Below are 24,280 nucleotides of genomic sequence, written 5' to 3'. Positions count from 1 at the left end.
CGCGACATGAGCCGTGCTTACGATCCGGACCTGCTCCCGTACGTCGAGACCATCCCCAGTGTGGAGCTGAGCGAGTTCATCAAGCGGGACAAGCCGCCCTTCGACCCCGCCACCATGGATCCGGCCGTCATCGAGCAGATGACGAAGCTCCTGCCGCAGTACACGCCGGAGCGGCCAGTGACGGTCGAGGACAGGGTGATCCCCGGTGACGTGCGGGTCCGGCTCTACAGGCCCGAGAGCGAGACTCCCCTGCCTGCGCTGATCTACCTGCACGGCGGCGGGTTCGTCTCGGGCGAGCTGGACTTCTTCCAGGTCAGGAACCTGCGCTTCGCGGACCGGATCCCGGCGCTGGTGATCGCCGTCGACTACCGGCTCGCCCCCGAGCACCCCTTCCCCGCGGCGCTGGAGGACTGCATGGCCACGCTGGAGTGGGTGCACGCGTCGGCGGCCGAGCTGGGCGTCGATCCGGGCAGGATCGCCGCGGGCGGCGACAGCGCGGGCGGCAACCTCTCGACCGCGCTGGCGATGCTCACCCGGGACAGGGGCGGGCCGCCGCTGTGCTTCCAGCTGCTCGACGTGCCCGTCACCGACGACCGGCTGGAGACGCCGTCCATGCGGGACTTCGTCGACACGCCCATGTGGAACAGGGGCGACGCGATCTTGAGCTGGCGGTATTACCTGCCCGACGGGGACGGGCCGGTCTCGCCGTACGCGGCGCCCGCCCGCGCGGAGGACCTGTCCGGCCTGCCTCCCGCGTACGTGTCGGTCTGCGAGTTCGATCCCCTTCGCGACGAGGGCATCGCCTACGCGCAGCGCCTGGTGCAGGCGGGTGTTCACACCGAGTTGCACCTGTATCCGGGCGCCTTCCACGGCGCCGCCGTGATCGCGGACACGGCGCTCACCAGGCGGATGAACGAGGACATGATCGAGGCGTTACGGCGGGCCCTGCATTCCCTGTGAGCCGCGTGCGTCCGGGTGGAGGGCTCGGGCGCACAGCGTGAGCGCTTCCGCGAGTGTCGTGCGGTCCGGGTCGTCGATCTCGGCGAGCATGACGGCTTCGATGCCGTCGAGCGAACGGTCGCATCGCCGGAGCGTGCTCAGACCTTTCGGGGTGAGGCGGGTGCGCAGGGCGCGGCCACCACCTGGGTGCGGGTCGCGGCGGATCAGGCCGCGTTGTTCGAGATCGCGGATGACCAGGTTCATCGCCTGCGGAGTGACGAAGGCGATGCGGGCCAGGTCGGCCGAGGACGGGGCGTCGCGCAGGCGCAGCTCGCTGAGCGCCATGTACGCGGTGGTCGTCAGGCCGTGCCGGGCGAGCGCTTCGTCGAGGCAGGCGCGGATGCGGCGTTCCAGCCGGAACACCAGGTAGCTGACACGGGGCGGCGGCGCGTCCGGCGCGGCGGCCGCGGGGGCACCCGGATCGATCACCAGGAGACGATATCGCGCTCCCTCGGAACGGGCTCCGATGTAAGTTTCGCGCCCCCTTATCAAGGAGCTTGATAGCAAGTTACTTGATAACCAGGGGAAATGGCTCTGTGCCAGGTCAACCGGCCGGCATGCGCACCGAGCGGGCGTTGACGGTGGATCGTCGTCCTTTTACTTTCCAGTCCGCGGCGCGTGCCGCGGATGTGGAGAGGAGGAGCGCGCATGAGACGTTTGACCACGGTGCTGGCCGGTGCCTGCGCCGCGGCGCTCTTTGCCGTCATGACCGTGGCACTCGGATCGCCGGCCGTCGCCGCCGCCCTGGTGGAGGTGACCGGTTTCGGCGACAACCCGGGCAACATGCGGATGCACGTCTACGTGCCGGACTCGCGCCCGGCCTCGCCGGCGATCGTGGTGGCGATGCACGGCTGCGGCGGCTCCGGCCCCGGCTTCCACCAGAGCAGCGAGTTCGCCTCGCTGGCGGATCGGTACGGCTTCATCGTCATCTACCCGACCGCCACCCAGTCGGCGGGGTTCGGCAACTGCTTCGACACCTGGTCGGACGCGGCCAAGCAGCGCGGCGGCGGCAGCGATCCCGTCTCGCTCGTCTCGATGATCAATTACGTCGAGCGGACCTATCGGGGAGACCCGAACCGGGTGTACGCCACGGGAAGCTCGTCCGGCGGCATGATGACCCAGCACATGCTCGCCGTCTACCCGGACCTGTTCAAGGCGGGGGCCTCCTTCATGGGCGTGCCCTTCAACTGCTTCGCCGGCGCCTCCGACTACCCGCCGGGAAGCAGCCGGTGCACCGGCGGGAGCATGGACCGGACACCCCAGCAGTGGGGCGACGCGGTCCGCCAGGCGTACCCGGGATATTCCGGGCCCCGCCCGCGCATGCAGCTGTGGCACGGCACCAGCGACACCCTCGTGCCCTACTCGCTGCTGCGGGAGTCGATCGAGCAGTGGACCAACGTGTTCGGGCTGAGCCAGACCCCGACCGGCACCGACACCCCGCAGGCGGGCTGGAGCCGCAGCCGGTACGCCGATCCGTCCGGCACCGTGCAGGTGGAGGCGTACAGCATCCAGGGCGCCGGGCATGTTCTCCCGCAGAGCGGCATGGCCCGCTACGCCGTCGAGTTCTTCGGCCTGACGACCAGTCAGACCGACACCACGCCGCCGACCACGCCGGGAACGCCGGTCGCGTCCGGCGTGACCGCCACCGGCGCCACGCTGACCTGGACCGCCTCCACCGACCAGGGCGGCTCCGGCTTGGCCGGCTACGAGATCCTGCGCGCCCCCGGGGCGACGGGCGGCACGTTCGCCCAGGTCGGCACCTCGGCCACGACCTCGTTCACCGACACGGGCCTGTCCGCGAGCACCGTCTACCGCTACCAGGTCCGGGCGCGCGACGCCGCCGGCAACGTCTCGGCGGCCTCCGGCACCGTCCAGATCACCACCCAGGGAGGTACGACCGGCGCCTGCCGCGCCACCCCGACCGTGCAGTCCCAGTGGGGGAACGGATACGTGATCCAACCGCTGACCATCACCAACACCGGCACCTCGACGATCACCGGCTGGACCGTCACCTTCACCCTGCCGGCCGGGCACACCCTGACCGGCTCGTGGAACGCCACCGTCACCACCAGCGGCCAGACCGTCACGGTCAGAAGCGTCGGCCACAACGGCACGCTCGCGCCGGGAGCCGCCAGCACCAGCTTCGGCTTCCAGGCGAGCAGGCCCAACGGCGACACCGCCCTGCCGTCCGGCTACGCCTGCGCCTGACCGGCTGAGGACCGTCCGGGAGATTCTTGGCGTGGCTACGGCGAAGAGTCGTGCAAATGCCGGACGCGCCGCCCGCCCCCGTGGCGGGCGGCGACCTACTGTCCTCACGACCGGCCATGACCGCACCGGAGGAGGGGATCCATGTCGGGCAGTGACGTGCGCGGCCTGCTCCCTCCCTTCCTGCTGCTGCTCATCTGCGAGCGGCCCGGTCACGGGTACGACCTGATCGAGCGGCTGGCGCGGCTGGGGGCGTCCGACGCGGAGCCCGGACAGGTCTACCGGGCACTGCGTTCGCTCGAACGCGCGGGCCACCTGGCCTCCTCCTGGGTCGCCTCCGAGGCGGGGCCGGCGCGCAGGCGCTACGAGCTGACCACCGGCGGCATGGCCGAGTTGCAGGCGTGGATGCGCCGGTTGATCGAGGTCCGGCAGCTGCTGGAGACCTGTCTGGTCAGATGGGCGCGGGTCAGCCAGGAGACGGGCGGCCACGGGCTCCCGGACGTACGGGAGGAGACCGGGTGGGAGGAGGCGTCATGGGCGAGGCGATGAGCGCCGTGTCCGCCGCGTTCGAGCGACGGGTGGGGCCGGCGACCGCCCTCGGGGAGGACGCCGAGCGGATCGTGCGCGCCTGCCAGGAGATGGCGGAGCGGTTCCGCGGGGGCGGCAAGCTGCTGGTGTTCGGCACCGGAGGGTCGGTGGCCGACGCGCAGCACGTCGCCGTCGAGTTCGCGCACCCGGTCGTCATGGGCAAGCCGGCGCTCCCGGCCATCTCGCTGACCACGGACATGGCCGTGGCCACGGGGATCGCCCGCACTCAGGGCCTGGACGGGATCTTCGCCGCCCAGCTGCGGCTGCTGGCCGCGCCGGGCGACATCGCGCTCGGGGTGTCGGCCGACGGCGACTGCGCCGGCGTGCGCAACGGGCTCGCGGCGGCGCGCGCGATGGGGCTGCTCACGGTCGCGCTCACCGGAGGGCGGGGGGCGCCCGAGGCGGATCACGTGCTGGCCGTCCGCTCCGCCGACCCGCTGGTCGTCAAGGAGGTGCACATGACGATGTACCACGTGCTGTGGGAGCTCGTGCACGTCTTCCACGAGCTGGAGGCGGTCCGATGACGGAGCCGTGCCACGACGAGGTCTGCGTCACGTGCTCCGACGCGGCGGTGCCGATGCGCGTCCTGCGGCTGCTGGAGGACGGGCTGGCCCTGGTGGAGGCGGAGTCGGGGCCGGAGGAGGTCAGCGTGGCCCTGGTGGACGTACGGCCGGGCGACGTCGTCCTGGTGCACGCCAAGGAGGCCATCGCGATCGGCCCGCGCGGAGAGGAGAGCGGCATCGAGGCCCTCTATCCGTTCCTCGCGCCGGCGCCGGCCGATCGGGAAGCCGTGGTCGCCGACCTGTGCGCGTCCACCCGGAGGAAGGCCGAGGAGATCGTCGCGCTGCGCCGGTCGCTGGTCGACCTGCACGCCGAGGGTCTGGTGGCGTGCGCGCGGGCGATGGCGGCGGCGTTCGAGGCGGGGGGCCGGCTGTTCGCCTTCGGCAACGGGGGGAGCAGCACGGACGCCCAGGCCGTCGCGCAGGTGTTCGCGGCCCCGCCGGAGCCGGCGCGCGCGGTCGCGGCGGTGCCGCTCGCCCAGGACGTCGCGCTGCTCACGGCGCTGTCGAACGACGTCGGGTACGAGCTGGTGTTCGCCAGGCAGCTGGCCGCGCTCGGCCGCCCCGGCGACGTGGCCGTGGGGCTGTCCACCAGCGGGGGCTCGGCCAACGTGCTCAACGCCATGGCGGAGGCGTCCAGGCGCGGCATGCTCACCGTCGGGCTGGTCGGCTACGACGGCGGGCCGATGGCGCAGGAGGATCGGGTGGCGCACCTGTTCGTGGTGCCGTCGGCGTCCGTGCACCGCATCCAGGAGGCGCAGATCACCCTCTGCCACGTGCTGTGGGAGCTGACCCAGCGGGTGCTGACCGGCGAGACGTGACGTGTCCGGTACGGGGGCGCGCCGGATCCGGGTGCGGGTCGAGGGGCTGGTGCAGGGGGTGGGGTTCCGGCCGTTCGTGTGCGGGCTGGCCGGGGCGTACGGGGTGTCGGGGTTCGTCGGCAACGACCCCGGCGGGGTGTTCATCGAGGCGGAGGGCGAGCCGTCCGTGCTGGACGCGTTCACGGCCGGCCTGACCGGGCAGGCGCCGCCGCTCGCCCTGGTCGAGCGCGTGTCGGTGGAGCCGGCGGAGCCCGTGGGCGGGTCCGGGTTCCGCATCGTGGCCAGCCGGCGCGGCGAGCAGCCGGACGGCGCGCTGGTGTCGCCGGACGCCGGGACGTGTGCCGCCTGTCTGCGCGAGCTGCGTGACCCGGGCGACCGCCGGCACCGCTACCCGTTCGCCAACTGCACCGGCTGCGGGCCGCGGTTCACCATCGTCACCGGCGTGCCGTACGACCGGTGCGCCACGACGATGGCCGACTTCGAGATGTGCGCCGCCTGCGCGCGGGAGTACGGCGACCCCGGTGACCGGCGCTTTCACGCCCAGCCCGTCTGCTGCCCGGCGTGCGGCCCGTCACTGCGCGCCCTCGGCGCGGACGGTCTGCCGACGGCCGGGGATCCGGTCGAGGTGGCGGCCGGGTGGCTGGAGGCGGGCCGGGTCCTGGCGATCAAGGGGCTGGGCGGCTACCACCTCGCCGTCCTGGCCGCCGACGGAGCCGCCGTGGCCGCGCTCCGTGCCCGCAAGCGGCGCGAGAGCCGGCCGTTCGCCGTGCTGGCGCCGGACGCGGCGGCGGCCGGGACGCTGGTCCACCTGGAACCGGCGGCCGAACGGCTGCTCACCGGCGCGTCACGCCCGATCGTGCTGGCCCCGCGCCGCCGTGACGCCCCGGTGGCCGGCGCCGTGGCGCCCGGGGCCCGCGAGCTCGGGGTGATGCTGCCGTACACGCCGCTGCACCACCTGCTCGCCGACCGGCTGGCCGTGCCGTACGTGCTGACCAGCGGCAACCTCACCGACGAGCCCATCGCCTACCGCGACGAGGAGGCGCTGCGGCGGCTGGCGGGCGTCGCCGACGGGTTCCTCGTGCACGACCGGCGGATCGAGGCGCCGGCCGACGACTCGCTGGTGCGGGTCTTCCGCGGCCGGGAGCTGGTCGTCCGCCGATCGCGAGGGTACGCGCCCGCCCCCGTCGGCGTGCCGTGGCGGTTTCCCCGGCCGGTGCTCGCCTGCGGCGCCCAGCTCAAGAACACCTTCTGCGTGGCCAGAGGCAACCAGGCGTTCCTGTCGCAGCACATCGGCGACCTGGAGAGCTACGAGACCCTGCGCTCGTTCGCCGAGGGCGTCGAGCACTTCTGCCGGATCTTCGGCGTCCGCCCGGCCGTGGTCGCCCACGACCTGCACCCGGAGTACCTGTCGACCGCGTACGCGCGCGACCGCGAGGACGTGGACCTGATCGCCGTCCAGCACCATCACGCCCACATCGCCTCCTGCCTGGCCGAGCACGGTCACGGCGGGCCCGTCATCGGGGTGGCGTTCGACGGGCTCGGGCTGGGCGAGGACGGCACGCTGTGGGGCGGGGAGCTGCTCGTCGCCGACCTGGTGTCCTTCACGCGGGCCGGGCACCTGGAGGCGGTGCCGATGCCGGGCGGCGCGGCGGCGGTGCGGCAGCCGTGGCGGATGGCGGCGGCCTGGCTGGACCGGATCCACGGCGACGCGCTGCCCGGCCTGGCGGTGGTCGAGCGGCATCGGGAGCAGTGGCCGGCGGTCGTGCGGATGGCGCGGGCCGGGCTGAACTCGCCGCTCACCTCCAGCGCCGGGCGGCTGTTCGACGCGGTCGCGGCCATCGCGGGTGTGCGCGACGTGATCGGGTACGAGGGGCAGGCGGCGGCCGAGCTGGAGGCCCGGGTGGATCCCGGCGAGCGGGGGGCGTACTCGGCCCGGCTGATCGAGGGCGAGCCCCTGGTCATCGCCGCGGGCGACCTGGTCCAGGCTGCGGCCGAGGACGTCACGGCCGGGGTGGACACGGGACGGGTCGCCGCGCGGTTCCACCGTGGGCTGGCCGCGGCGGTGGTCCGCGCGGTCCGGGTGCTGGGTGAAGGGACAGGACTGCGGACGGTGGCGCTGTCCGGCGGCGTGTTCCAGAACACGGTCCTGCTGGAGGCCGTGGTGTCCGGCCTGGAACGGGAGCGGTTCCAGGTGCTGGTCCACTCCCGGGTGCCGCCGGGCGACGGCGGCATCGCGCTCGGGCAGGCGGTCGTCGCCGCGGCGAACGACCGCCGTTGATCAGCGCACTCAGCAGATGCGCGGCAGCGGGTCCCCGACCAGCAGGTCCACGATCCTGGTGCCGCCGAAGGCGGTGTTGAGCAGCACCATCCCCGCAGGCCCCGGCTCGATCGAGCCCACCACCGCAGCGCCCTCGCTCACCGGGTGCCGGCGCAGCGCCGCCACCGCGGCTTCCGCGTGGTCACCGTCGACCACGGCCACGAACCTGCCCTCGCACGCCACGTACAGCGGGTCCAGGCCGAGCAGCTCGCAGGCCCCGGTCACGATCGGGCGCACCGGGACCGCGCGCTCGTCCAGCGTCACGGCCACCCCGGCGCCCCGGGCCACCTCGTTCAGCACGGTCGCGACCCCGCCCCTGGTGGCGTCGCGCATCATCCGCACCGGTACGGCGTCGAGCAGCGCGGCGACGGCGTCGTGCAGGGGCGCGGTGTCGGAGGCCAGGTCCGCCTCGATGTCCAGGTCGCCCCTGGCGATCATGACGGTGATGCCGTGCTCACCGATCGGCCCCGACACGATCACCGCGTCCCCGGGCCTGACCTGCGACTCGCCCAGCGCGACCGGCCGTTCCAGCGCCCCGATGCCGGCCGTGGTCACGTAGCAGCCGTCGGCCTTGCCGCGCTGGACCACCTTGGTGTCGCCGGTCACCACCCGTACGCCGGCCCGCTCGGCCGCGGCCGCCATCGAGGCGGCGATCCTGCGCAGGTCGGCGATCGGGAACCCCTCCTCCAGGACGAACGCCGCCGACAGGTGCATCGGCCTGGCCCCGCAGACCGCCAGGTCGTTGACGGTCCCGTTGACCGCGAGGTCGCCGATGTCGCCGCCGGGGAAGAACAGCGGCGAGACCACGTACGCGTCGGTCGTGAAGACCAGCCGGCCGGTGCCCAGGTCGAGCGTGGCGCCGTCGTCGAGCGGCTGGAGCGCCGGGTTGCGGAAGGCGTCGACGAAGACGGCCTCGATCAGCGTGCGCGACGCCTTGCCGCCGGCGCCGTGCGCCATCGTCACCCGTTCCTCGGTGAGCTTCGGCCTGCGGCGGCGGACGCGTTCGATCCGCTCCAGCACCTGCTCCTCGCGGGATGCTGTACTCATGGCCTCACTTCGTGAGGCTGCTCGGTCGCTCAAACCCGCCGCCTTCCCTCGTCGCTCTGGTCGCTGCGCTCCCGCCGCTCCTCAGTCCAGGCGACGGCGCGACCTCGCGGCGCCGGGTGAAGCGGCCGAAGTTGTAGTAGGCGGCGCAGGCGCCCTCCGAGGACACCATGCAGGTGCCGATGGGCGTCTCGGGCGTGCAGGCGGTGCCGAAGACCTTGCACTCCCACGGCTTCAGCACGCCTTTCAGCACCTCGCCGCACTGGCACGCCTTCGGGTCGGCCACCCGCACCCCCGGCACGGGGAAGCGGGTCTCTGCGTCGTAGGCCGCGTACGCCTCCCGCATCCGCAGCGCGGAGTGCGCGATGAAGCCCAGCCCGCGCCACTCGAAGTGCGGCCGGAGCTCCATCACCTGCGAGATCGCCGACAGCGCCCGGTGGTTGCCGTCCCACGGCACCACCCGCGTGTACTGGTTCTCCACCTCGGCCCGGCCCTCGGCGAGCTGCCGCAGCAGCATGTAGACCGACTGCAGGACGTCCAGCGGCTCGAACCCCGCGCACACCAGCGGCTTGCCGTACTCGCGGGCGATGAACGAGTACGGCCGGCAGCCGATGACGGTGGAGACGTGACCGGGCCCGATGAAGCCGTCCAGCCGCTGGTCGGGCGAGTCCAGGATGGCCTTGATCGCCGGGATGATCGTCACGTGGTTGCAGAAGACGGCGAAGTTCCCGATGCCCTCGGCGGCGGCGCGCAGCACGGTCATCGCCGTGGACGGGGCGGTGGTCTCGAACCCGATGGCCATGAAGACGACCGTGCGGTCCGGGTTCTGCCGGGCGATCTTGAGCGCGTCCAGCGGCGAGTACACCATGCGGATGTCCGCGCCCGCGGCCTTGGCGTCGAAGAACGAGCCCTGCCCGCCCGGGACCCGCATCATGTCGCCGAAGGACGTCATGATCACGCCCGGCTCGCGGGCGATGGCGATGGCGTCGTCCACCCGCCCCATCGGGATGACGCAGACCGGGCAGCCCGGCCCGTGCACCAGCGACACCTGCTCGGGCAGGTGGTCCTCCAGCCCGTGCTTGTAGATCGTGTGCGTGTGGCCGCCGCACACCTCCATGAACGTGTAGCGCCGGCCGGGCTCGCACAGGTCCCGGATCCGCGCCGCCAGCCTCCTGGCCTCGCCCGCGTCGCGGTACTCATCGACGAACCGCACTGTCCCGCCTCTCAGGTGATGTCGGATTCCGCGAGCGCGTCGAGCTCGTCGGTGTACGCCTGTCCGAGACCGCGCAGGAGCTCGAGCGTGGCCGCCGCCTCCCGCTCGTCGATCTTGGACATGGCGAAGCCGACGTGCACGAGCACCCAGTCACCGGTACGGATGCCGTCCTGGTTGACCAGCCCGACGTTGATGGCCCGCCGGACGCCCGCGACCTCGACCTTGGCGAGTTCGGGCTGTCCGGGGATGAGTTCGACGATCTCGCCGGGAATGCCCAGGCACATCGGCCGCCTCGCTCCTCTCTCACATTCTGCTCATGGTGATGTAGCGCTTCAGCGCGGGCAGTTCCCGCATGATCATCGTCATGACCGCGACCCCTGCGACCAGGGCCAGCACCTTGCCTGGATGCCGCATGTCGATCTCCACCTCCTCTCGGTCTAGCTGGGCGAGAGGTTCGGCATGACCGGCAGGATCGGGTTCTCCTTGCCGGGGCGCACGCCCGTGGAGCGCCGCGCGTCGGCGGTGTCGTCCCCGTGGTGGCCTGCCTGATGGCGGTAGGCGCCCTTCGCGTTGCCCTGCCGCACGCCTTTGACGTGCGAGGGCGTGTCGGGCTTCACGTCGGGCTTGCCTACGCGGATGCCTGCCATGTCGTCCTCCTCATCTGTTCGATTCGGCTCGGTCGAGCTCGGCGAAGAAGGTCGCGATCCGCTCCCAGAGCCGCGGGCCGCCGGACATGCCCGTCCATTCCTGGCGTACCAGGGCGACGAGCCGGTGACAGTCGTCGATCGGCACGAGCCAGCGCTCGTCCATGCCGCGCACGATCGCGACCAGGAACGCCTCCACCGCCGGCCGCATCGACTCCAGCTCCGCGTACCGGCCGGCGAGCCGTTCCCACGCGGCGGCGTCCACCTCCCACCGGGTGGCGCCGACCGGGCTCGGATAGCAGGCCACGACCGTGCCGTCGGACCTGCGGACGAAGAACGCCAGGCCCACCGGCACGCCCAGCTCGGACGGCGACGGCCCGGTGAGACGGAGCCGCCGGTCAGGCACCAGCCGGAACCGGCCCGGCCCGGCCTCCCCCTGCTCGAACAGCAGCGCGCAGGCGCGGCAGGCGCACAGCACCAGGTCCTTGCGCTCCTCCAGCAGGTGGGCGTGCTCGCCGGGCAGCGGCTCGCCGCACAGCTCGCACGGCTCGGCGGCCCGCCGCCGCCCGGCGACCGGCCGGCCGATCACCCGGCCGAGCGCGCTCGCGGTCATGGGGCCGCCGTGGAGGTGGCGGGCCGCCGGACGAGCGTGTCGAGCGGGATGAACGCCGCTCCCGGCTCACCCGCCGGAGCCCTGCCGACGGACACCCCGTGCAGCACGAACAGGTGCGCCAGCAGGACGTCGTCCGCCAGCGCCACGGCGAGCTCGGGAGAGGCGGCGGTGACGCGGTCCACGACGCGGGCCAGCGCCTCCCCGTACACCTCGGCGAGCGTGGCGACCGCGTCGAGCGCCCGCTCCGCCGTGGGCCCCGAGGTCGTCTCCAGCCCGCTCAGCAGCTCCTCCAGCAGCTCCAGGCGCCCGGCGACGGTGCGCTCGTCCAGCCTGGGCGGGCTGGGCGGGTCAGTCATGGCCGCCGCCGAACATGGGCGAGTGCAGCTTGCGCACCGTGCGGCCCTTGCCGAGGTACATGTGGACGCCGCAGGGCAGGCACGGGTCGAAGCTGCGGACCGCGCGCATGATGTCGACGCCCTTGAAGTTCTCCGGGCCGTTCTCCTCGAAGATCGGCATGTCCTGCACGGCGTCCTCGTACGGCCCCGGCGTGCCGTAGCGGTCGCGCGGGCTGCCGTTCCACGGGGTCGGCGGGTACGGGTGATAGTTGGCGATCTTGCCTTTCTCGATCACCAGGTGGTGCGACAGCACGCCGCGCACCGCCTCGTGGAAGCCGACGCCGATCGCCTGGTCCGGCACGTCGAAGTCCTGGAACACCTTGGTGTCGCCGCCGCGTACGCGCTCCAGCGCCCGCTCGACGAACCACACGGCCATCGCGGCGGCGTACGCCACGAAGTACACCCGGGCCCGGTTGCGCTCGATGGCGTTGGACCACTGCGGGATCCGCCACTCCAGCGTCATCTCCGGCAGGTCGGGCCCCTTGGGCAGGTTGATCTGCACGCTCGAACCCGTCGACTTCACGTACGGCGTGTCCACGAGCCCGGCCAGCGCGGTGGTGTAGAGGCGGGCGAACGGGCCGCCGCCGGTGTCCAGGGCCAGGTGGTCGCCGGTGCGCGGGTCGAGCCAGCGCGGGCTCATCACCCAGCTGTAGTTGCCGTCGAAGTCGCGCTTCTGCGGGGCGGGCAGCGTGGTCTGGTTCCACGGGTGGCGCATGTCCACCGGGTTGCCGATCGGGTCCTGGGTGACGAACGGCTTCTCGTTCACCCAGTCCTCGTAGTAGGAGCTGCCCAGCAGGATGCGGATGCCGAGGTTGATGTCGATCAGGTTCGTCGTGATGAGCTCGCCGTCGACGACGATGCCGGGGGTGACGTACATCGCCCTGCCCCACTCGTTCATCGTCTGATAGCGGTAGTCGACCACGTCGGGGTCCTGGAACGCCCCCCAGCAGCCCAGCAGCACCCGGCGCCGGCCGACCTCCTCGTAGCCGGGCAGGGCCTGGTAGAAGAAGTCGAAGACGTCGTCGTTGAGCGCGACGGCCTTCTTGACGAAGTCGACGATGTTGATCAGCCGCGCCAGGTAGTCGGTGAAGACCGTCGGTGACGGCATCGTGCCGACGCCTCCCGGATAGAGCGTCGACGGGTGCACGTGCCTGCCCTCCATCAGGCAGAACATCTCGCGGGTGACGCGGCTGATGGTCAGCGCCTCCTTGTAGACGTCGCCCTCGAACGGGTTGAACGCCTGCATGATGTCGGCGATCGTGCGCTTGCCGTGGATGGCGGCGTTCGGCGCGTCGGTGGTCGCGGCCCGGCGCAGGACGCTCGGGTTGGTGCCCTTGACCATCGCCTCGCAGAAGTCGACGAAGACCATGTTGTCCTGGAAGAGCGTGTGGTCGAACATGTACTCGGCCGCTTCGCCGAGGTTGATGATCCACTCGGCGAGCTTCGGGGTCTTGATGCCGTACGCCATGTTCTGCGCGTAGATCGAGCACGTCGTGTGGTTGTCTCCGCAGATGCCGCAGATGCGGCTGGTGATGAACCCGGCGTCGCGCGGGTCCTTGCCCTTCATGAACACCGAGTAGCCGCGGAACAGCGAGGACGTGCTGTGGCACTCCGCCACGCGCTGGTTCTCGAAGTCGATCTTGGTGTAGATGCCGAGGTTGCCGATGATCCTGGTGATCGGATCCCAGGACATCTCGACGAGCTGCCCCGGCTTGGGCGTGACTCTCTCCTGCTGTTCGATGGCCATCCGCAGTGCTCTTCTCTCTCGTGCGCGCCGACGGGCCTACGGGCGCCAGCGCGGGTCGTAGCCGCTGGTCAGCGCCTCACGGTTGTGCCGCCACCGCGGTTCCCTGTTGGCGGTGTGGTTGGTGATGCCGCGCATCCGGCGGATGAACGCGCCGTACGGTTTGATCAACGTCGAGGACAGGCTGCTGCCGGGCGGCATGTCCATGAAGGGCATGAACTTGTCCGGGAACCCCGGCATGGTGCAGGCGATGCAGATGCCGCCCACGTTCGGGCAGCCGCCGATCCCGCGCATCCACCCGCGCTTCGGCACGTTGCAGTTCACCACCGGGCCCCAGCAGCCCACCTTCACCTGGCATTTCGGGGAGTTGTAGTCGTGGGCGAAGTCGCCCTGCTCGTAGTAGGAGCCCCGGTCGCAGCCCTCGTGGACCGTCTTGCCGAACAGCCACTGGGGCCGCAGCATCTCGTCCAGCGGGGGCGGCGGCGCGCTGCCGGCCGCGTGGTAGAGCACCCAGGTCAGGGTCTCCATGAAGTTGTCCGGCTGGACCGGGCAGCCGGGCACGTTCACGATCGGCAGCCCGCCGGCCGACCGGAAGTCCCAGCCGAGGTAGTCGGCCAGGCCCATGCAGCCGGTCGGGTTGCCGGCCATCGCGTGGATGCCGCCGTAGGTGGCACAGGTGCCGATGGCGACGACCGCCCACGCCTGCGGGGCGAGCCGGTCGATCCAGGTGTTCAGGGTCAGCGGCTGGCCGGTGTGCGGGTCGTTGCCGAACGACGTCCAGTAGCCGTCGCCGTTGATGTTCTCGTTGGGCACCGAGCCCTCGATGACGAGGATGAACGGCTCCAGCTCGCCGCGGGCCGCGGCACGGAACGGAGCCAGGTAGTCCTCGCCGCCGAGGCTGGGCGACAGCACCTTGTTGTGCAGGTGGACCTTGGGCAGGCCGGGAATGGTGCCGGCGACCACGTCCTCGATCGCGGGCTGGGTCGCCGCGGTGACCGAGACGGTGTCGCCGTCGCAGCTCATGCCCTCGGATATCCACAGGATGTGCATCTCGTCGTAGCCGGCGGCGGTCTGGCCGCCCTGCTGCTGCGTCTGCGTCATGTGCGCACCTCGCTCGCATGAACGTCCGGTTGGTAGGTGATCGACTCGACGACGACACCGGTGTCGCCCGCGATCTCGACGTCGACGCCGCCGCAGCGCGGGCAGGCGACGAGTGCGAGCGCGTCGGCCGCGGGCGTCCGCGCGCCGCAGTCGCGGCAGCTCACCGCGGGCGGCTCGGTGACCAGCTCGATCCGCGCGTGCTCGGCCGGGGTCCCGGCCGCGGCCACGCGGAAGCCCTGCTCGACGACCGCCGGATCGGGCCGGTGCCCGGCGAAGGCGGCGCGGACGCGTGCCGCGGCCACCCGCCGTCCCTCCGCCCTTCGCAGGACCGCCTGGACGATCTCGTCGCACATTCCCGTCTCATGCATCCGCGCGCTCCCTGTCGGATTGTCGGTACGTCTCGTCACGGGCCAGCGCCGTCACCGCGGCGACCGTGCCCTCGACGGCGGCGGCGACCGGCTCCGACAGGCCCATGACCTCGTCGACGGTCTGGGGCCGGCAGCCCACCAGCAGCACCCTGGGCACCTTGCCGCCCAGCTTGCCGAGCAGGTCGAGGACGGCCTGGGGATGCATGCCGTGCCCGTTCACCGGCGGCAGGGCGTCCGGCGCCGGCTCGTCGTCGATCTCCAGCACGGCCACGGTGCCCGGCGGGCCGTCGAGCTCGACCGCGTCCACCATGATCAGCGTGTCGTACGCGCCGCCGAGCAGTTCGTAGGCCAGGTGGACGCCGCGGATGCCGTAGTCGGCGACCACCACCGACCCGGGCAGGGCCGAGGCGTCCATCCGCCGGACCACCTCGACGCCGAACCCGTCGTCGCCCAGGAACACGTTGCCGATCCCGGCCACCAGCACCCGGTTCATGCGGGCTCCCCGTCCAGTGGCCCGTCCAGTGACCCGTCCAGTGACCCGTCCAGCGGCTCGGTCTCTTCGGGCGCGAAGTACCGGTAGCGGCCGTACCACTGGTTCAGCTCGGCCGCCGGGTCGTCCTCCAGCGTCACGGCGAGGTGGCGGGCGCCGTCCACGTCCAGCAGCACCGCCTCCACCAGAGCCGTCCTGCCGTCCAGGAACATGTCCTGCGGGTCGGAGCCGCGCAGCCTGGGGCGCAGCCGCACCCGGCTGCCCTTGCGCACCAGCGTCCCGGCCACCTCGACGGCGTCCGTCTCCGGCGACACGCCGGCGTCCGCCTCGGGATGCCACCAGGGCACCGGCCCGGCCGGTCCCGGATCGCGGGTGGTGCCGTGCAGGCGGGCCAGGTCCTCCGGGGTCATCGCCTCGACCCGGTCGAGGATGGCGGCGGCGCGCGGGTCGGTGGCGCGCGCCTCGCGCTTCTCGGCGTCGGTGAGGGTCAGCGTGCGCAGCGACAGGATCTCGTCGATCTCGGCCGCGTCGTGCAGGTCGCCGGGGCTCTCCGGCGCGATCCGCGGGTTGTCGTAGAGCAGGATCGGCGACGACAGGACCACCTGGTCGCCGCTCAGCACCGGGTACGTGTGCGCGTTGACGCACGCGCCGGCCGCGTCCCGCGCCCAGTCCGGGGGTTCGAGCAGCGAGACGAACCGGCCGCCTGGCGCGGTGAGCAGGGTGTGACAGGCGATCAGGGCGTGCTGGAGCGCCTCTTCCCTGGGCGTCTCCGGCGACGACGGCTCCCGGCCGGCGTTCTCGGTCCGTACGCGGAGCCTGTAGAGCGTCTCCCCCTCAGGCAGCGGCGCCGCAGGGGCCTCACATGGCTTCAGCGACAACGTCACCCGCGCGCTCAGCGGCCACTCACGCCACCGCGTCCGCCCGGCCGAGCCGGGCAGCGGAGTGACCGTCTCACCGCCAGGAACCCCCAGGTCGAGCCGCTTCTCACCGGACCGCAGCTCCGCCACGGATGCCCATACGTCGAGCTCGCGCGGAACCGCCTCGTCGAAGCTCAGCGCCTCGCCGACCCGGTCCGCCTCCCGGTGTCCGCCGTCCGGCAACCGCTCCTCGGGCGTACGCCGGCGCAGCTGCAGGAAGCGGAGCCGGCCCCGCACGACCGCGTCGGCGGGAGCGACGAGCAGGCACTCGGTCTGCTGCCACCACGACTCGGCGGAGCCCGCCACGCCGCCGCCCTCCAGCCCGTGCGCCCTGGCCCACGGCTCCGGCAGCAGCACGCCGAACTGCCACCTCACCTGGTTCTTCGGCGAGGAACGGCGATAGGGGTACAGCAGGTAGCCCTCGTACAGGACGGCGTCCGCCACCGCCAGCGCGGCCCGGTACCCGGGCGCGGCGTCGATGCCGTTCGCGTCCACGGCGGGTGGCCCCTTCCTGTCCCTGGTCGTACGTGACCCTTCCGGTATAGCCACGCCGTCTCAGGACAAGTAGGTGGATCGCGCCCCTAGGTGCCGTTCTCACTTAGCGGTTCTTGGTGATCCATCCGCGCGGGAATCGGAGCTTCCGCGACGAAAGCCCGCTCCACCCCAACATGATTTGCCCACTGCCTTGCCTCCCACGGGATCGATCAGGAATGGAGAAGCACGGACCGACGAACTCGCCATAGCGTCGGTGGGCATGGCGAACAAGCGCAGAACCATCTACTGGCTCTCCACCATCGCGGTCGCCCTGGGACTGGTCGGTTCCGGTGTCCAGCAGCTGTTGAGAACAGAGGGCGAAGGGGCGTTGGCGCCGCCCTACGCATGGGGAATCGTGCAACTGGGATACCCCGTCTACATCCTGACACTACTGGGGGTGTGGAAACTCCTGGGCGCGGCGGCGATCCTCCTGCCCCGATATCCGCTGCTCAAGGAATGGGCCTATGCCGGGCTCTTCTTCCTCTTCACAGGAGGGGTGTTCTCGCATGTCGCCTCGGGCGACGCCTGGTATGAATTACTCCCGGCGCTCATTCTCCTGGCGCTCTCGACCGTGTCATGGCATTTCAGGCCGGCAGACAGAAGACTGCTCCCGCGAACGGCGGAGCTTGACCCCTCCGCAGCTTCACGGCGCGCCTGACGAAGCTCTCGGGCCCCGGGCGTGCCAGACGGCGGACGGCACCGGAGGCTGTCCTGACTCGTGACCGACCCGCGGCTCGACCTCGATGCCTCGGTGAGCCAGGAGCCGGTCCAGGCTGACGGTCTTGGGCCGGTCCGCACCAGCAGGTCGGATCTCGGCCCTTCGCGGCCGTTCAGCCTTGCCCAACGTGCCCGGCCACTCGTGGTGGAGCCACTCGCGACATTGCATACGGAGAGTGTTTGATAAATAACTATCTGTCACAGCATGATGTTGGAGTTCCGACCAAACTCTTCCGGGAGGCAACCATGCTTGCTCGCCGTCTGCTGACAGTCGCCGTCACCTCCGCCGCAGTGAGTGCGGCCACCATCCTGCCCGCCGCGGCCTCCGCTCACCAGCGCGCCGGCCGCACCGCCCTGGCCGGGCCCGCGATGTGCGTCGACACCACCAACAGCCGTGGCAACGGCGTCCAGTTCCACCTGTGGCAGTGCATGGACCACCCCAACCAGAGGTTCGTCATCGAGGACGGCCTCATCAAGGTGCAGGACACCATCGGTAAGAGCCAGGAGATGTGTCTGGACGCCTCCAACAATCGCGCCAATGGCACCCGGGTGTACCAGTGGCAGTGTGTGAGTAACGCCAACCAGCTCTGGGTCGTCCAGAGGGGCATGATCATCCTCAAGTCCACCCTCAACTCAGGCAACCGCATATGCCTGGACGTCACCAACAACCGCACCAACGGCGCGCAGGTATATCTGTGGCAGTGCGTCCCCAACAACAACCAGCTATTCGTGATCGACGACGGCCAGATCAAGGTCAAGGACACCCTGTCCTGATCTCTGGTCACGTCCGGCGCTCCACGAGAAGGCTCTGGGGTTCACCCTGTGGCCGCAGAGATCAGAAAGGCCCTCTCCCCGTACTCGGGTGCTCGGGAAGAGGGCCTGCGCTCTCGATGGTGTCGTGGGATTCAGGCCGGCAGACAAAAGGCTGCCCCCGGTGAAGACGACCACGTGATCGAGACGAGCAGGGGACGGGCGAGACCGGCCCGTCGGGGGCACACCGACCACCCCGACGCGTGGACCGGCCTCGCACAGCCACCGGTCAGCCGAGCTGCGTCGGGTCGTGCACCGGGACGCACGGCTTGACGCGGCCCTCGATCACCTCCGCCTTGAGCTGCGACTTGACGGGTCCCTTCGGGTTCTCGGTGAACTCCAGCACCACCGTCTGGCCCTTCCCCACATAGCGGGGATCGATGACGAAACCCTTCGGCCCCGGCCTGGCGACCTTGTAGTGCGCGGACGCGCGCCACTCCTCCGGAGTGTCGTACTCACCGCCGACGAGCGCGCCCCGGTCGTCCTTGCACTTCGTGTAGGGCTTGAGGTAGGTGACGTCGGCGGTCACGCCCAGCTCGTTGAGGTCCTCCTCCAGCTGGTCGGCGTCCCTGAACTCCTTGAGCTCCACGGTGATGGTGCCGTTGGCGTTCTTGCTCACCGCGTACGCCGGCTCAGGCCCGGTGAGCAGCGGCACAGCCACCGCCGCCACGGCTGCCAGCCCGGCCACCGCCGCCCCCGCGAGCAGGCGGCGGCCGACGCGGCGGCTGCGTTCGTTCCGCGCGGCCATCTCGGTCTTGAGGTCCATCAGCAACTGCTCCTCGAATCTCATCGTGGGATTCCTTCCATGACGAAGGGCAGGTCGCGGAGCGTCTTGCGGGCGCGGTGCAGTCGCACCATGGCGGTCCCCGGCCGGATTCCCAGCGCCACCGCCGCCTCTGACGGCGTGAGCTGCTCCAGAACCACCAGTTCCAGGACAGCGCGCTCCCCGTCGGGTAACCCGGCCATGGCCTCGAAGGCCGCCCTGGCGGGCTGTTCCGCGTCAATCTGCTCTTCCAGCCGGGCCACGTCGTCGCCGTCGAGCGGACGCCGCCCGCTCACCCGATGGGTGAGCTGGGACTCCCGCAACGCCCGCCGCCGCTCGGCCGACAGCGTGTTGCGCGCGACGCCGTACAGCCACGCGATCTCGCTGCCTTTGCCCGGACGGTACGTGTGCGCCGAGTCGAACACCGCGAGGAACACGTCGGCCGCCAGATCGGCGACCGTGTGCGGGTCGTCGACCCGGCGCGACAGGAAACGCGTGACCGCGTCGATGTGCCGCCGGTAGAAGGCTTCGAACGCCACGGGGTCGGTGGCGAGCTTCCCCCGTCTGAGACGCACCGGCCTTGCTCCCTTCGTCGATCTACACCCGTACTTGGTGAGAACCGACGGAAGGCTTACAAGCCATGGTCTGGAGCTGTGAGGTTCACCGGGCCCCGGCGATGATCCCGCGGGCGGACTCGAGTTGCCGGTCCTTGGCCGCTTTCAGCGCCTCGAACTCCTCGGGATGGGCACGGACGACATCGTCCTGGATGCGCTTCTCGGCGGCCGACCAGACGGAGACGAGACCGGTCTTCACCTTGCACCGCACGTCCGCCTGGGCCGCGCGGATCTCCTCCGGCGTGGGCGGGCCGCCTCCCAGCCACCGCTGGTCGGAGATGGCGGCGAGTGGGTCGGCATAACGCAGCCCCTCGGCCCGCATGCACGCGCTCCAGTCCTGGAAGACCTGGACGACCTTCGCATCTCGCTGGGACTGCCCGAACGTCTGCGAAATGAGCTTGTTGAACAGCTCCGCGTCGACCTGCGGCGCCCCCTGCTCGATGCGGTCCCGCGCCTGTCGCAGGCAGCCGCCGGCCTCGTCGTACACGGCCTGCCGCTCCTTGTCCGACAGGCGTGCGGCGCGGCTTTCGCGCGCCGCGGCTCGCCGGGCCACGGAGGGGCGATCAGGAGCGACGTGATAACCGTACAGGCGCGCTATCTCCGGCTCGACGACACCGTAGCGACGGCGGTTGGGCGGGTCCAGGTCGCTCTCCACCGCCGGCGGCAGCGTCTGCCACGCCATGCCCCTGCCCCGCATGCAGTCACGGACGAGGAGGTCCTCGGCGTTGTCGAGAATCGAGATGTCCGCCGCGGAGAGGTTGTACCGGTCGAAGGGCACGGACAGCTCGCGCGCCTCCACCCCCGGCGCCGGCACCGGGGCGGGCGCCGGAGCTCCCGCCCCCGCACAGGCCGTCACCGTGGTCAGAAGGACCACGGTCGCTCCCCACGCCCGGACAGACACCTGGATTCCTCCGATCCGCCGAGGACCGCCGGCCGATCCTGCTACGGGCTGACCCGCTTCACGGAGCTCGTCAGGTTGTCGAAGCCGTTGTTCGTCAGGTCACTGTCAGCCGACCTCGGGGCGGCCGCGTAGCCGTAGGAACCCGAGCAGTTGGCGTTGTTGTAGAACTGGATCCGGCCTGCCGAAGGGTTCCTCATGGAGCTGGCCTTGTTGTTCAGCGTGGTCACATTGGCGCAGGTGTTGTTGGAGGTGAAGAGGAACTCCTGCTCCGCGCCCGCGTAGTTGTCGTGCTCGTACAGACAGAAGCTGGACAGGCAGGAGCTGGCGAGCCGCTGGGCGTCGGCCTGCGCCGCGGCGGCGCCCACCCCCATCAGGCTGGTCAGGGCCAGCGCCACGACTCCAGCCCTACGTACCCTCGTTCTCTTCATGGAGGACCTCATTTCGGCTGGGCAAAATTCGCCCAAGATCATGGCGGATGATCAAAAATGTACCACTGCCAGTCCAGCCGAACGGCGACCGTCAGCCAGGCGAAGGCCCAGGCCAGGCGACCCACGGGGCCGTCGGGTATCCGGCCTGGAGGAGCTTGCCCGCTCCCCGGCGCCGCGGGACTCACGCTGAGAGCCGCAAGTGAGTTTCCGGAGATCAGAAAGGCCCCTCCTCATGCTCTGGACGAGTACCTCTCATCTGCTCATCTGCGGAGGATCGGGGATTTGACCCCGGACGGGCGTTGAACCCAAACCGCATGAGCAGCTCGGATCTTGACCGTTCCGTCTGGAACGGCATGGGACAGCGGTGAACTGCTGCAACCCGACCCGAGGGCCTCAACCGTCGTAGTCTTCGAACTCCCACTCTCCGATCCGGCCGATCTTCTCGGCGAGTTCGCTCCAGGTCGGAGCCTCCAGCACCGCTATCCGGTCGCTCAGCCACTTGGCCACCTCGGCGGGACGCAGCTCGGGCACGAACAGCCAATGGCGGCCGACGAGAAAGGGATGCTGCCGCAGCTGATCGGCGAGGGCCGACGGGGTGCAGACGGTGAGCCGGAACCGCTCCTCGCCCGGCTCTCCCTGCGGGCCGACGTACATCTCCAGCAGCTCGCAGGCATGGGCAGGATCGTCGATGCTTCCTCCGAGTTCGAGATCCGGCCATCGGAAGGCAGCCACTTGTGCTCTCATCACCCGATGATCGCGCAACAGGGTGAAGCTAGGAGCGGGTGCCGGCACCCTCTGTCAGCGCCGGAGCTTGCTCGTGAAAGTTGGGCTTCCCCACGTCGACTCCTGGCATGATCGCCAGATGTTCGACTTCGGAATCAGCGGATACAGCCCCGCATGGTTGAGCGGGAGTTCCGCCGTCGCCACCGCTCATGGTGGAAGACTCGCCATGCTGGAAGGGCGGAGGCTGACCCGAGCCCTGCTGGTGTGGGACCTCGACGAGGATGTCTGGTTCTCCGACGGCCTGGTCCTGCTGGACTTCGAGGGCGAGCAGGTCGAGATCGTCCACCAGAAATTCGATGAGATCTCGATCACGTGGAACGCGGTCGATCCGGCTCAGCCACTGGATTGGGCGGGGACAGGATTGCGGCTGGCATGGCGAGAGGGCGTCCCTGACGAGCTGGCGAACTTGCAGGGGCAGAGACTGCAGGCCGTGGAGCTCCTCGAGTGGAAGGGCGACGACTTGGCGCACGGGACGGTCGCTGTCGGATTCCTCTTCCCTCACGACCGTCTGACGATCTACAACGCTCTCGACGAGAACGGCATGGAGTTCGAAGAACCTGATCAGCGGTACACGCGCCAGAGACTGTGACGGCCCTCCACTGCTGTCCACAGAGATCGAAAAAGGCCCTCTCCCCGTGTGATCGGGAAGAGGGCCTTTCGTCTGCGGAGGATCGGGGATTTGAACCCCGGATGGGCGTTAAACCCAAACCGCATTAGCAGTGCGGCGCCATAGACCTGACTAGGCGAATCCTCCTGGTAGCCGGTGCGGCTCAGCACAGAGTACCGGCCTTCTGGCGAGGCGGCAAAGCGAATCCGCTCCCGCCTTCACCAAGAGTTATCAACAGCCTGTGGGTAACTGGCTGTGGATGAAGCCCGCCCAGAGCGTGGGCGGGCTTCGGGGCTGTGGATAACCCTACGCGATCGCGTGATCAAGCGGCCGGGTTGGCCTCGCCCTCGATCTCGATCTTGACCTTCTTGCCGACCAGGACGCCGCCCGTCTCCAGGGCCTGGTTCCAGGTGAGGCCGAACTCCTCGCGGTCGAACTCCGTGGTGATCGAGAAGCCCCACACCGCCGCACCCCAGGGATTGGTACCGGCGCCGCCGTACTCGACGGTGAGCTCGACCTCCTTGGTGACGTCGCGGATGGTCAGGTCGCCGACGACGGTGAACTCGTCGCCCGAGTGGCCGGTCACGCGGGTGCTCCTGAAGGTGATCTCCGGGAACTTGTCGGCGGCGAGGAAGTCGTCGCTGCGGAGGTGACCGTCGCGGTCGGGCATGCCGGTGTCGATGCTCTCGGTCTTGATGGTGAGCTCGGCGGAGGATTCGAGCGGGTTCTCGGCGATGGTGACCGAGCCGTTGAAGGTGCCGAAATGTCCTCGGACCTTGCTGACCATCATGTGCTTGACGACGAAGCCGATGCGCGTGTGGGCGACGTCGAGGTTGTACGTGCCGGCGGCGGGAATGGTCAGGCTCTCCCAGGTACGGGTGCTCATGGTGTTCTCCTCGTGACAGTCGCGGTGCGGATGTCTGCTGCAACAACTTTCTACACGAGGAATATTCCGCACGTCAACTATCGTCGTCTATGCTATGAGCGTGATGAACTACCACGATTCCCGGCTCACGGCCCTGGGCCTGCTGACCGAGGTGCACGCCGGCATCATGGCGCGGCTGCATCCCGCGCTGGCGCGCGCCCGCCTGTCGGAGATCGATTTCGAGACCGTCATCCGTTTGGCACGTTCCCCCGAGCAGCGGCTGCGGATGAGCGATCTCGCCGCGCAGACCGGGCTGTCGACCAGCGGGGTGACCCGGGTCGTCGACCGGCTCGAACGGGAAGGGCTGGTGGCGCGGCAGGCCTGTCCCAGCGACCGGCGTGCCTCGTACGCGGTCCTGACGCCGGCCGGCCAGGACCGGCTGGAGTCCGTGCTGCCCGAGCACCTCCAGGACATCGACAGGACGTTCACCAGGCTGCTGCCGGATGAGGAGCTTGAGACCTTCCTGGCCAGTCTGAGGAAGATCAGGGACGTCGTACGCCCCTGTGCGACCGCCGGCGCCGACCTCGCCACGGACGCCGCCGGATGCGAGGCCACGACCGGATCCGGATGCGATGACGCCGCCGTCGCAGCCGCGCCCTGAACCCAGCCGCGCCCTGAACCCGGCCGCGCCCTGAGCCCGGCCCGGCGAGGCCGAGCCTACGAGCCCGCGAGCCCCAGGGCGGAGCGGAGCTTGCTCATCGCGCGTGACACCGTGCTCTTCACCGTCCCCACGCTGATCCCCAGCGTCTGGGCGATCTCCGGCTCCGTCATGTCCTCGTAGTACCGCAGCACGATCGCCGCCCGCATCCGCTCGGGCAGCTCCCTCAGCGCCTGCTCGAGCCGCTCGTGGATCTCCCCGCTCGGCGCCCCCTCCGCCGCGGCCACCACCTCGGGGAGTTCGTCCCCCGACGGGTACTCCTCCAGCTTGCGCCGCCGCCACTGGGAGATGTTGATGTTGACCATGGCCCGCCGCACGTACCCGTCCAAGGCCCGGCGGTCCTCGATGCGCCCCCACGCCTGGTACGTCTTGGTGAGCGCGTTCTGCAGCAGGTCCTCGGCGTCCAGGGGGTGCCCGGTGAGCTGGTTCGCGGCGCGCAGCAGGGCGGGACCGCGGGTCGTGACGTACTCGCGGAACTCTTCTTCCCAGTCCGTGGTCTGCATCGTGGCCAGAATCGCAGC

The 24,280-nt window shown here is 70.6% G+C and carries 29 protein-coding genes and 1 tRNA gene; 10 read left to right on the top strand and 20 right to left on the bottom strand.

From position 1 onward, the window contains the following. The first annotated feature begins 6 nt into the window (after positions 1-6). Complete coding sequence (locus tag ACBR40_RS13405) at positions 7-960, top strand: alpha/beta hydrolase fold domain-containing protein (RefSeq protein ID WP_371248855.1); 954 nt, start codon at positions 7-9, stop codon at positions 958-960. Here ACBR40_RS13405 and ACBR40_RS13400 read toward each other — a convergent pair. Further along, positions 934-1,428 carry a MarR family transcriptional regulator gene (locus ACBR40_RS13400; RefSeq protein ID WP_344213725.1) on the bottom strand — a complete coding sequence of 165 codons (495 nt, stop codon included), beginning with the start codon at positions 1,426-1,428 and terminating at the stop codon, positions 934-936. The two genes, ACBR40_RS13405 and ACBR40_RS13400, sit on opposite strands and share 27 nt — an antisense overlap. Before the next feature lie 219 nt (positions 1,429-1,647). Here ACBR40_RS13400 and ACBR40_RS13395 point away from each other — a divergent pair, with 219 nt between their 5' ends. The 5 genes from ACBR40_RS13395 to hypF all read left to right on the top strand — a co-directional run bounded on the left by ACBR40_RS13395 (position 1,648) and on the right by hypF (position 7,451). Next, on the top strand, positions 1,648-3,207 hold the full coding sequence (locus ACBR40_RS13395; RefSeq protein WP_371248854.1) for a PHB depolymerase family esterase: 1,560 nt from the start codon (positions 1,648-1,650) through the stop codon (positions 3,205-3,207). A gap of 141 nt (positions 3,208-3,348) precedes the next feature. Then, positions 3,349-3,753, top strand: a complete 405-nt coding sequence (locus tag ACBR40_RS13390) for a helix-turn-helix transcriptional regulator (protein ID WP_344213729.1) — start codon at positions 3,349-3,351, stop codon at positions 3,751-3,753. Further along, on the top strand, positions 3,738-4,316 hold the full coding sequence (locus tag ACBR40_RS13385; RefSeq protein WP_371248853.1) for an SIS domain-containing protein: 579 nt from the start codon (positions 3,738-3,740) through the stop codon (positions 4,314-4,316). Before ACBR40_RS13390 ends, ACBR40_RS13385 begins: the two co-directional genes overlap by 16 nt. Then, positions 4,313-5,173 carry an SIS domain-containing protein gene (locus ACBR40_RS13380; protein ID WP_371248852.1) on the top strand — a complete coding sequence of 287 codons (861 nt, stop codon included), beginning with the start codon at positions 4,313-4,315 and terminating at the stop codon, positions 5,171-5,173. Before ACBR40_RS13385 ends, ACBR40_RS13380 begins: the two co-directional genes overlap by 4 nt. Position 5,174: 1 nt before the next feature. Continuing rightward, a complete protein-coding gene (hypF, locus tag ACBR40_RS13375; protein WP_371248851.1) occupies positions 5,175-7,451 on the top strand; it encodes a carbamoyltransferase HypF in 2,277 nt (758 codons plus the stop codon). Positions 7,452-7,460: 9 nt separating this feature from the next. Here the strand turns inward: hypF and hypE are convergent, their stop codons facing one another. The 11 genes from hypE to ACBR40_RS13320 form a co-directional block, all read right to left on the bottom strand. Next, entirely contained in the window at positions 7,461-8,537 is a 1,077-nt protein-coding gene (gene hypE / locus ACBR40_RS13370) for a hydrogenase expression/formation protein HypE (RefSeq protein WP_371248850.1), read from the bottom strand. Between the two features lie 4 nt (positions 8,538-8,541). Further along, positions 8,542-9,747 carry a hydrogenase formation protein HypD gene (gene hypD / locus ACBR40_RS13365; protein ID WP_371248849.1) on the bottom strand — a complete coding sequence of 402 codons (1,206 nt, stop codon included), beginning with the start codon at positions 9,745-9,747 and terminating at the stop codon, positions 8,542-8,544. Between the two features lie 11 nt (positions 9,748-9,758). Continuing rightward, on the bottom strand, positions 9,759-10,031 hold the full coding sequence (locus ACBR40_RS13360) for a HypC/HybG/HupF family hydrogenase formation chaperone (RefSeq protein ID WP_344213741.1): 273 nt from the start codon (positions 10,029-10,031) through the stop codon (positions 9,759-9,761). Positions 10,032-10,184: 153 nt separating this feature from the next. Continuing rightward, a complete protein-coding gene (locus ACBR40_RS13355; RefSeq protein ID WP_344213745.1) occupies positions 10,185-10,394 on the bottom strand; it encodes a hypothetical protein in 210 nt (69 codons plus the stop codon). A 10-nt stretch (positions 10,395-10,404) separates the two neighbouring features. Continuing rightward, complete coding sequence (locus tag ACBR40_RS13350; RefSeq protein ID WP_344213747.1) at positions 10,405-11,004, bottom strand: DUF5947 family protein; 600 nt, start codon at positions 11,002-11,004, stop codon at positions 10,405-10,407. Next, positions 11,001-11,360, bottom strand: a complete 360-nt coding sequence (locus tag ACBR40_RS13345) for a hypothetical protein (protein WP_344213749.1) — start codon at positions 11,358-11,360, stop codon at positions 11,001-11,003. Before ACBR40_RS13345 ends, ACBR40_RS13350 begins: the two co-directional genes overlap by 4 nt. Continuing rightward, positions 11,353-13,146 carry a nickel-dependent hydrogenase large subunit gene (locus tag ACBR40_RS13340; RefSeq protein WP_344213751.1) on the bottom strand — a complete coding sequence of 598 codons (1,794 nt, stop codon included), beginning with the start codon at positions 13,144-13,146 and terminating at the stop codon, positions 11,353-11,355. Before ACBR40_RS13340 ends, ACBR40_RS13345 begins: the two co-directional genes overlap by 8 nt. Before the next feature lie 36 nt (positions 13,147-13,182). Continuing rightward, complete coding sequence (locus ACBR40_RS13335; RefSeq protein ID WP_371248848.1) at positions 13,183-14,244, bottom strand: hydrogenase expression protein HypE; 1,062 nt, start codon at positions 14,242-14,244, stop codon at positions 13,183-13,185. After that, on the bottom strand, positions 14,241-14,612 hold the full coding sequence (locus ACBR40_RS13330) for a hydrogenase maturation nickel metallochaperone HypA (RefSeq protein ID WP_344213755.1): 372 nt from the start codon (positions 14,610-14,612) through the stop codon (positions 14,241-14,243). The genes ACBR40_RS13335 and ACBR40_RS13330 overlap by 4 nt, the downstream gene beginning before the upstream one ends. After that, positions 14,605-15,105 carry a hydrogenase maturation protease gene (locus tag ACBR40_RS13325; RefSeq protein WP_371248847.1) on the bottom strand — a complete coding sequence of 167 codons (501 nt, stop codon included), beginning with the start codon at positions 15,103-15,105 and terminating at the stop codon, positions 14,605-14,607. The genes ACBR40_RS13330 and ACBR40_RS13325 overlap by 8 nt, the downstream gene beginning before the upstream one ends. Continuing rightward, positions 15,102-16,514, bottom strand: a complete 1,413-nt coding sequence (locus tag ACBR40_RS13320; protein ID WP_371248846.1) for a hypothetical protein — start codon at positions 16,512-16,514, stop codon at positions 15,102-15,104. Before ACBR40_RS13320 ends, ACBR40_RS13325 begins: the two co-directional genes overlap by 4 nt. A 259-nt stretch (positions 16,515-16,773) precedes the next feature. Between ACBR40_RS13320 and ACBR40_RS13315 the strand changes: the two genes are divergently transcribed. Together ACBR40_RS13315 and ACBR40_RS13310 are read left to right on the top strand one after the other, a co-directional pair. Next, a complete protein-coding gene (locus ACBR40_RS13315; RefSeq protein ID WP_371248845.1) occupies positions 16,774-17,211 on the top strand; it encodes a DoxX family protein in 438 nt (145 codons plus the stop codon). A gap of 305 nt (positions 17,212-17,516) precedes the next feature. After that, complete coding sequence (locus tag ACBR40_RS13310) at positions 17,517-18,044, top strand: RICIN domain-containing protein (protein WP_344213763.1); 528 nt, start codon at positions 17,517-17,519, stop codon at positions 18,042-18,044. 265 nt (positions 18,045-18,309) lie between these two features. Here the strand turns inward: ACBR40_RS13310 and ACBR40_RS13305 are convergent, their stop codons facing one another. The 5 genes from ACBR40_RS13305 to ACBR40_RS13285 all read right to left on the bottom strand — a co-directional run bounded on the left by ACBR40_RS13305 (position 18,310) and on the right by ACBR40_RS13285 (position 21,518). After that, positions 18,310-18,870 carry a hypothetical protein gene (locus ACBR40_RS13305; RefSeq protein ID WP_371248844.1) on the bottom strand — a complete coding sequence of 187 codons (561 nt, stop codon included), beginning with the start codon at positions 18,868-18,870 and terminating at the stop codon, positions 18,310-18,312. Continuing rightward, the gene (locus tag ACBR40_RS13300) at positions 18,867-19,418 is read right to left on the bottom strand and encodes an RNA polymerase sigma factor (RefSeq protein WP_344213767.1); all 552 of its coding nucleotides are present in this window, start codon (positions 19,416-19,418) and stop codon (positions 18,867-18,869) included. Before ACBR40_RS13300 ends, ACBR40_RS13305 begins: the two co-directional genes overlap by 4 nt. Positions 19,419-19,503: 85 nt before the next feature. Then, positions 19,504-20,331 (bottom strand): hypothetical protein, encoded by an 828-nt coding sequence (locus tag ACBR40_RS13295; protein WP_371248843.1) that lies wholly within the window; start codon positions 20,329-20,331, stop codon positions 19,504-19,506. Positions 20,332-20,399: 68 nt separating this feature from the next. After that, a complete protein-coding gene (locus tag ACBR40_RS13290) occupies positions 20,400-20,786 on the bottom strand; it encodes a peptidase inhibitor family I36 protein (protein WP_371248842.1) in 387 nt (128 codons plus the stop codon). Between the two features lie 393 nt (positions 20,787-21,179). After that, positions 21,180-21,518 carry an Imm8 family immunity protein gene (locus ACBR40_RS13285; protein WP_371248841.1) on the bottom strand — a complete coding sequence of 113 codons (339 nt, stop codon included), beginning with the start codon at positions 21,516-21,518 and terminating at the stop codon, positions 21,180-21,182. Between the two features lie 130 nt (positions 21,519-21,648). On the opposite strand from ACBR40_RS13285, the gene ACBR40_RS13280 reads away from it, so the two are divergent. Further along, positions 21,649-22,158 carry a hypothetical protein gene (locus ACBR40_RS13280; protein WP_371248840.1) on the top strand — a complete coding sequence of 170 codons (510 nt, stop codon included), beginning with the start codon at positions 21,649-21,651 and terminating at the stop codon, positions 22,156-22,158. A gap of 75 nt (positions 22,159-22,233) precedes the next feature. Here the strand turns inward: ACBR40_RS13280 and ACBR40_RS13275 are convergent. After that, a tRNA-Ser gene (locus ACBR40_RS13275) sits at positions 22,234-22,323 on the bottom strand. Positions 22,324-22,498: 175 nt separating this feature from the next. Then, complete coding sequence (locus ACBR40_RS13270; protein WP_344213771.1) at positions 22,499-23,062, bottom strand: YceI family protein; 564 nt, start codon at positions 23,060-23,062, stop codon at positions 22,499-22,501. Positions 23,063-23,165: 103 nt separating this feature from the next. Between ACBR40_RS13270 and ACBR40_RS13265 the strand changes: the two genes are divergently transcribed. Continuing rightward, positions 23,166-23,702, top strand: a complete 537-nt coding sequence (locus ACBR40_RS13265; RefSeq protein WP_371248991.1) for a MarR family winged helix-turn-helix transcriptional regulator — start codon at positions 23,166-23,168, stop codon at positions 23,700-23,702. 56 nt (positions 23,703-23,758) lie between these two features. Here ACBR40_RS13265 and ACBR40_RS13260 read toward each other — a convergent pair whose 3' ends face one another. Then, entirely contained in the window at positions 23,759-24,262 is a 504-nt protein-coding gene (locus ACBR40_RS13260; protein WP_344213773.1) for a SigE family RNA polymerase sigma factor, read from the bottom strand. Positions 24,263-24,280: the final 18 nt, after the last annotated feature.

The organism is Nonomuraea sp. AD125B, from assembly GCF_041402765.1.
In the GTDB taxonomy this organism is placed as follows: Bacteria; Actinomycetota; Actinomycetes; order Streptosporangiales; family Streptosporangiaceae; genus Nonomuraea; species Nonomuraea bangladeshensis.
This window is presented reverse-complemented; position numbering and strand designations above follow the sequence as displayed.

Bases quoted from the DNA above. Each gene is read 5' to 3' on its own strand.
- hypE (WP_371248850.1), bottom strand. From the start codon at position 8,537: ATGAGTACAGCATCCCGCGAGGAGCAGGTGCTGGAGCGGATCGAACGC.
- ACBR40_RS13305 (WP_371248844.1), bottom strand. From the start codon at position 18,870: ATGAGATTCGAGGAGCAGTTGCTGATGGACCTCAAGACCGAGATGGCC.
- ACBR40_RS13335 (WP_371248848.1), bottom strand. From the start codon at position 14,244: ATGACGCAGACGCAGCAGCAGGGCGGCCAGACCGCCGCCGGCTACGAC.
- ACBR40_RS13280 (WP_371248840.1), top strand. From the start codon at position 21,649: ATGTTCGACTTCGGAATCAGCGGATACAGCCCCGCATGGTTGAGCGGG.
- ACBR40_RS13405 (WP_371248855.1), top strand. From the start codon at position 7: ATGAGCCGTGCTTACGATCCGGACCTGCTCCCGTACGTCGAGACCATC.
- ACBR40_RS13325 (WP_371248847.1), bottom strand. From the start codon at position 15,105: ATGAACCGGGTGCTGGTGGCCGGGATCGGCAACGTGTTCCTGGGCGAC.
- ACBR40_RS13360 (WP_344213741.1), bottom strand. From the start codon at position 10,031: ATGTGCCTGGGCATTCCCGGCGAGATCGTCGAACTCATCCCCGGACAG.
- ACBR40_RS13355 (WP_344213745.1), bottom strand. From the start codon at position 10,394: ATGGCAGGCATCCGCGTAGGCAAGCCCGACGTGAAGCCCGACACGCCC.
- ACBR40_RS13345 (WP_344213749.1), bottom strand. From the start codon at position 11,360: ATGACTGACCCGCCCAGCCCGCCCAGGCTGGACGAGCGCACCGTCGCC.
- ACBR40_RS13385 (WP_371248853.1), top strand. From the start codon at position 3,738: ATGGGCGAGGCGATGAGCGCCGTGTCCGCCGCGTTCGAGCGACGGGTG.
- ACBR40_RS13290 (WP_371248842.1), bottom strand. From the start codon at position 20,786: ATGAAGAGAACGAGGGTACGTAGGGCTGGAGTCGTGGCGCTGGCCCTG.
- ACBR40_RS13395 (WP_371248854.1), top strand. From the start codon at position 1,648: ATGAGACGTTTGACCACGGTGCTGGCCGGTGCCTGCGCCGCGGCGCTC.
- ACBR40_RS13380 (WP_371248852.1), top strand. From the start codon at position 4,313: ATGACGGAGCCGTGCCACGACGAGGTCTGCGTCACGTGCTCCGACGCG.
- ACBR40_RS13390 (WP_344213729.1), top strand. From the start codon at position 3,349: ATGTCGGGCAGTGACGTGCGCGGCCTGCTCCCTCCCTTCCTGCTGCTG.
- ACBR40_RS13315 (WP_371248845.1), top strand. From the start codon at position 16,774: ATGGCGAACAAGCGCAGAACCATCTACTGGCTCTCCACCATCGCGGTC.
- ACBR40_RS13340 (WP_344213751.1), bottom strand. From the start codon at position 13,146: ATGGCCATCGAACAGCAGGAGAGAGTCACGCCCAAGCCGGGGCAGCTC.
- ACBR40_RS13350 (WP_344213747.1), bottom strand. From the start codon at position 11,004: ATGACCGCGAGCGCGCTCGGCCGGGTGATCGGCCGGCCGGTCGCCGGG.
- ACBR40_RS13260 (WP_344213773.1), bottom strand. From the start codon at position 24,262: ATGCAGACCACGGACTGGGAAGAAGAGTTCCGCGAGTACGTCACGACC.
- ACBR40_RS13270 (WP_344213771.1), bottom strand. From the start codon at position 23,062: ATGAGCACCCGTACCTGGGAGAGCCTGACCATTCCCGCCGCCGGCACG.
- ACBR40_RS13265 (WP_371248991.1), top strand. From the start codon at position 23,166: ATGAACTACCACGATTCCCGGCTCACGGCCCTGGGCCTGCTGACCGAG.
- ACBR40_RS13330 (WP_344213755.1), bottom strand. From the start codon at position 14,612: ATGCATGAGACGGGAATGTGCGACGAGATCGTCCAGGCGGTCCTGCGA.
- ACBR40_RS13310 (WP_344213763.1), top strand. From the start codon at position 17,517: ATGCTTGCTCGCCGTCTGCTGACAGTCGCCGTCACCTCCGCCGCAGTG.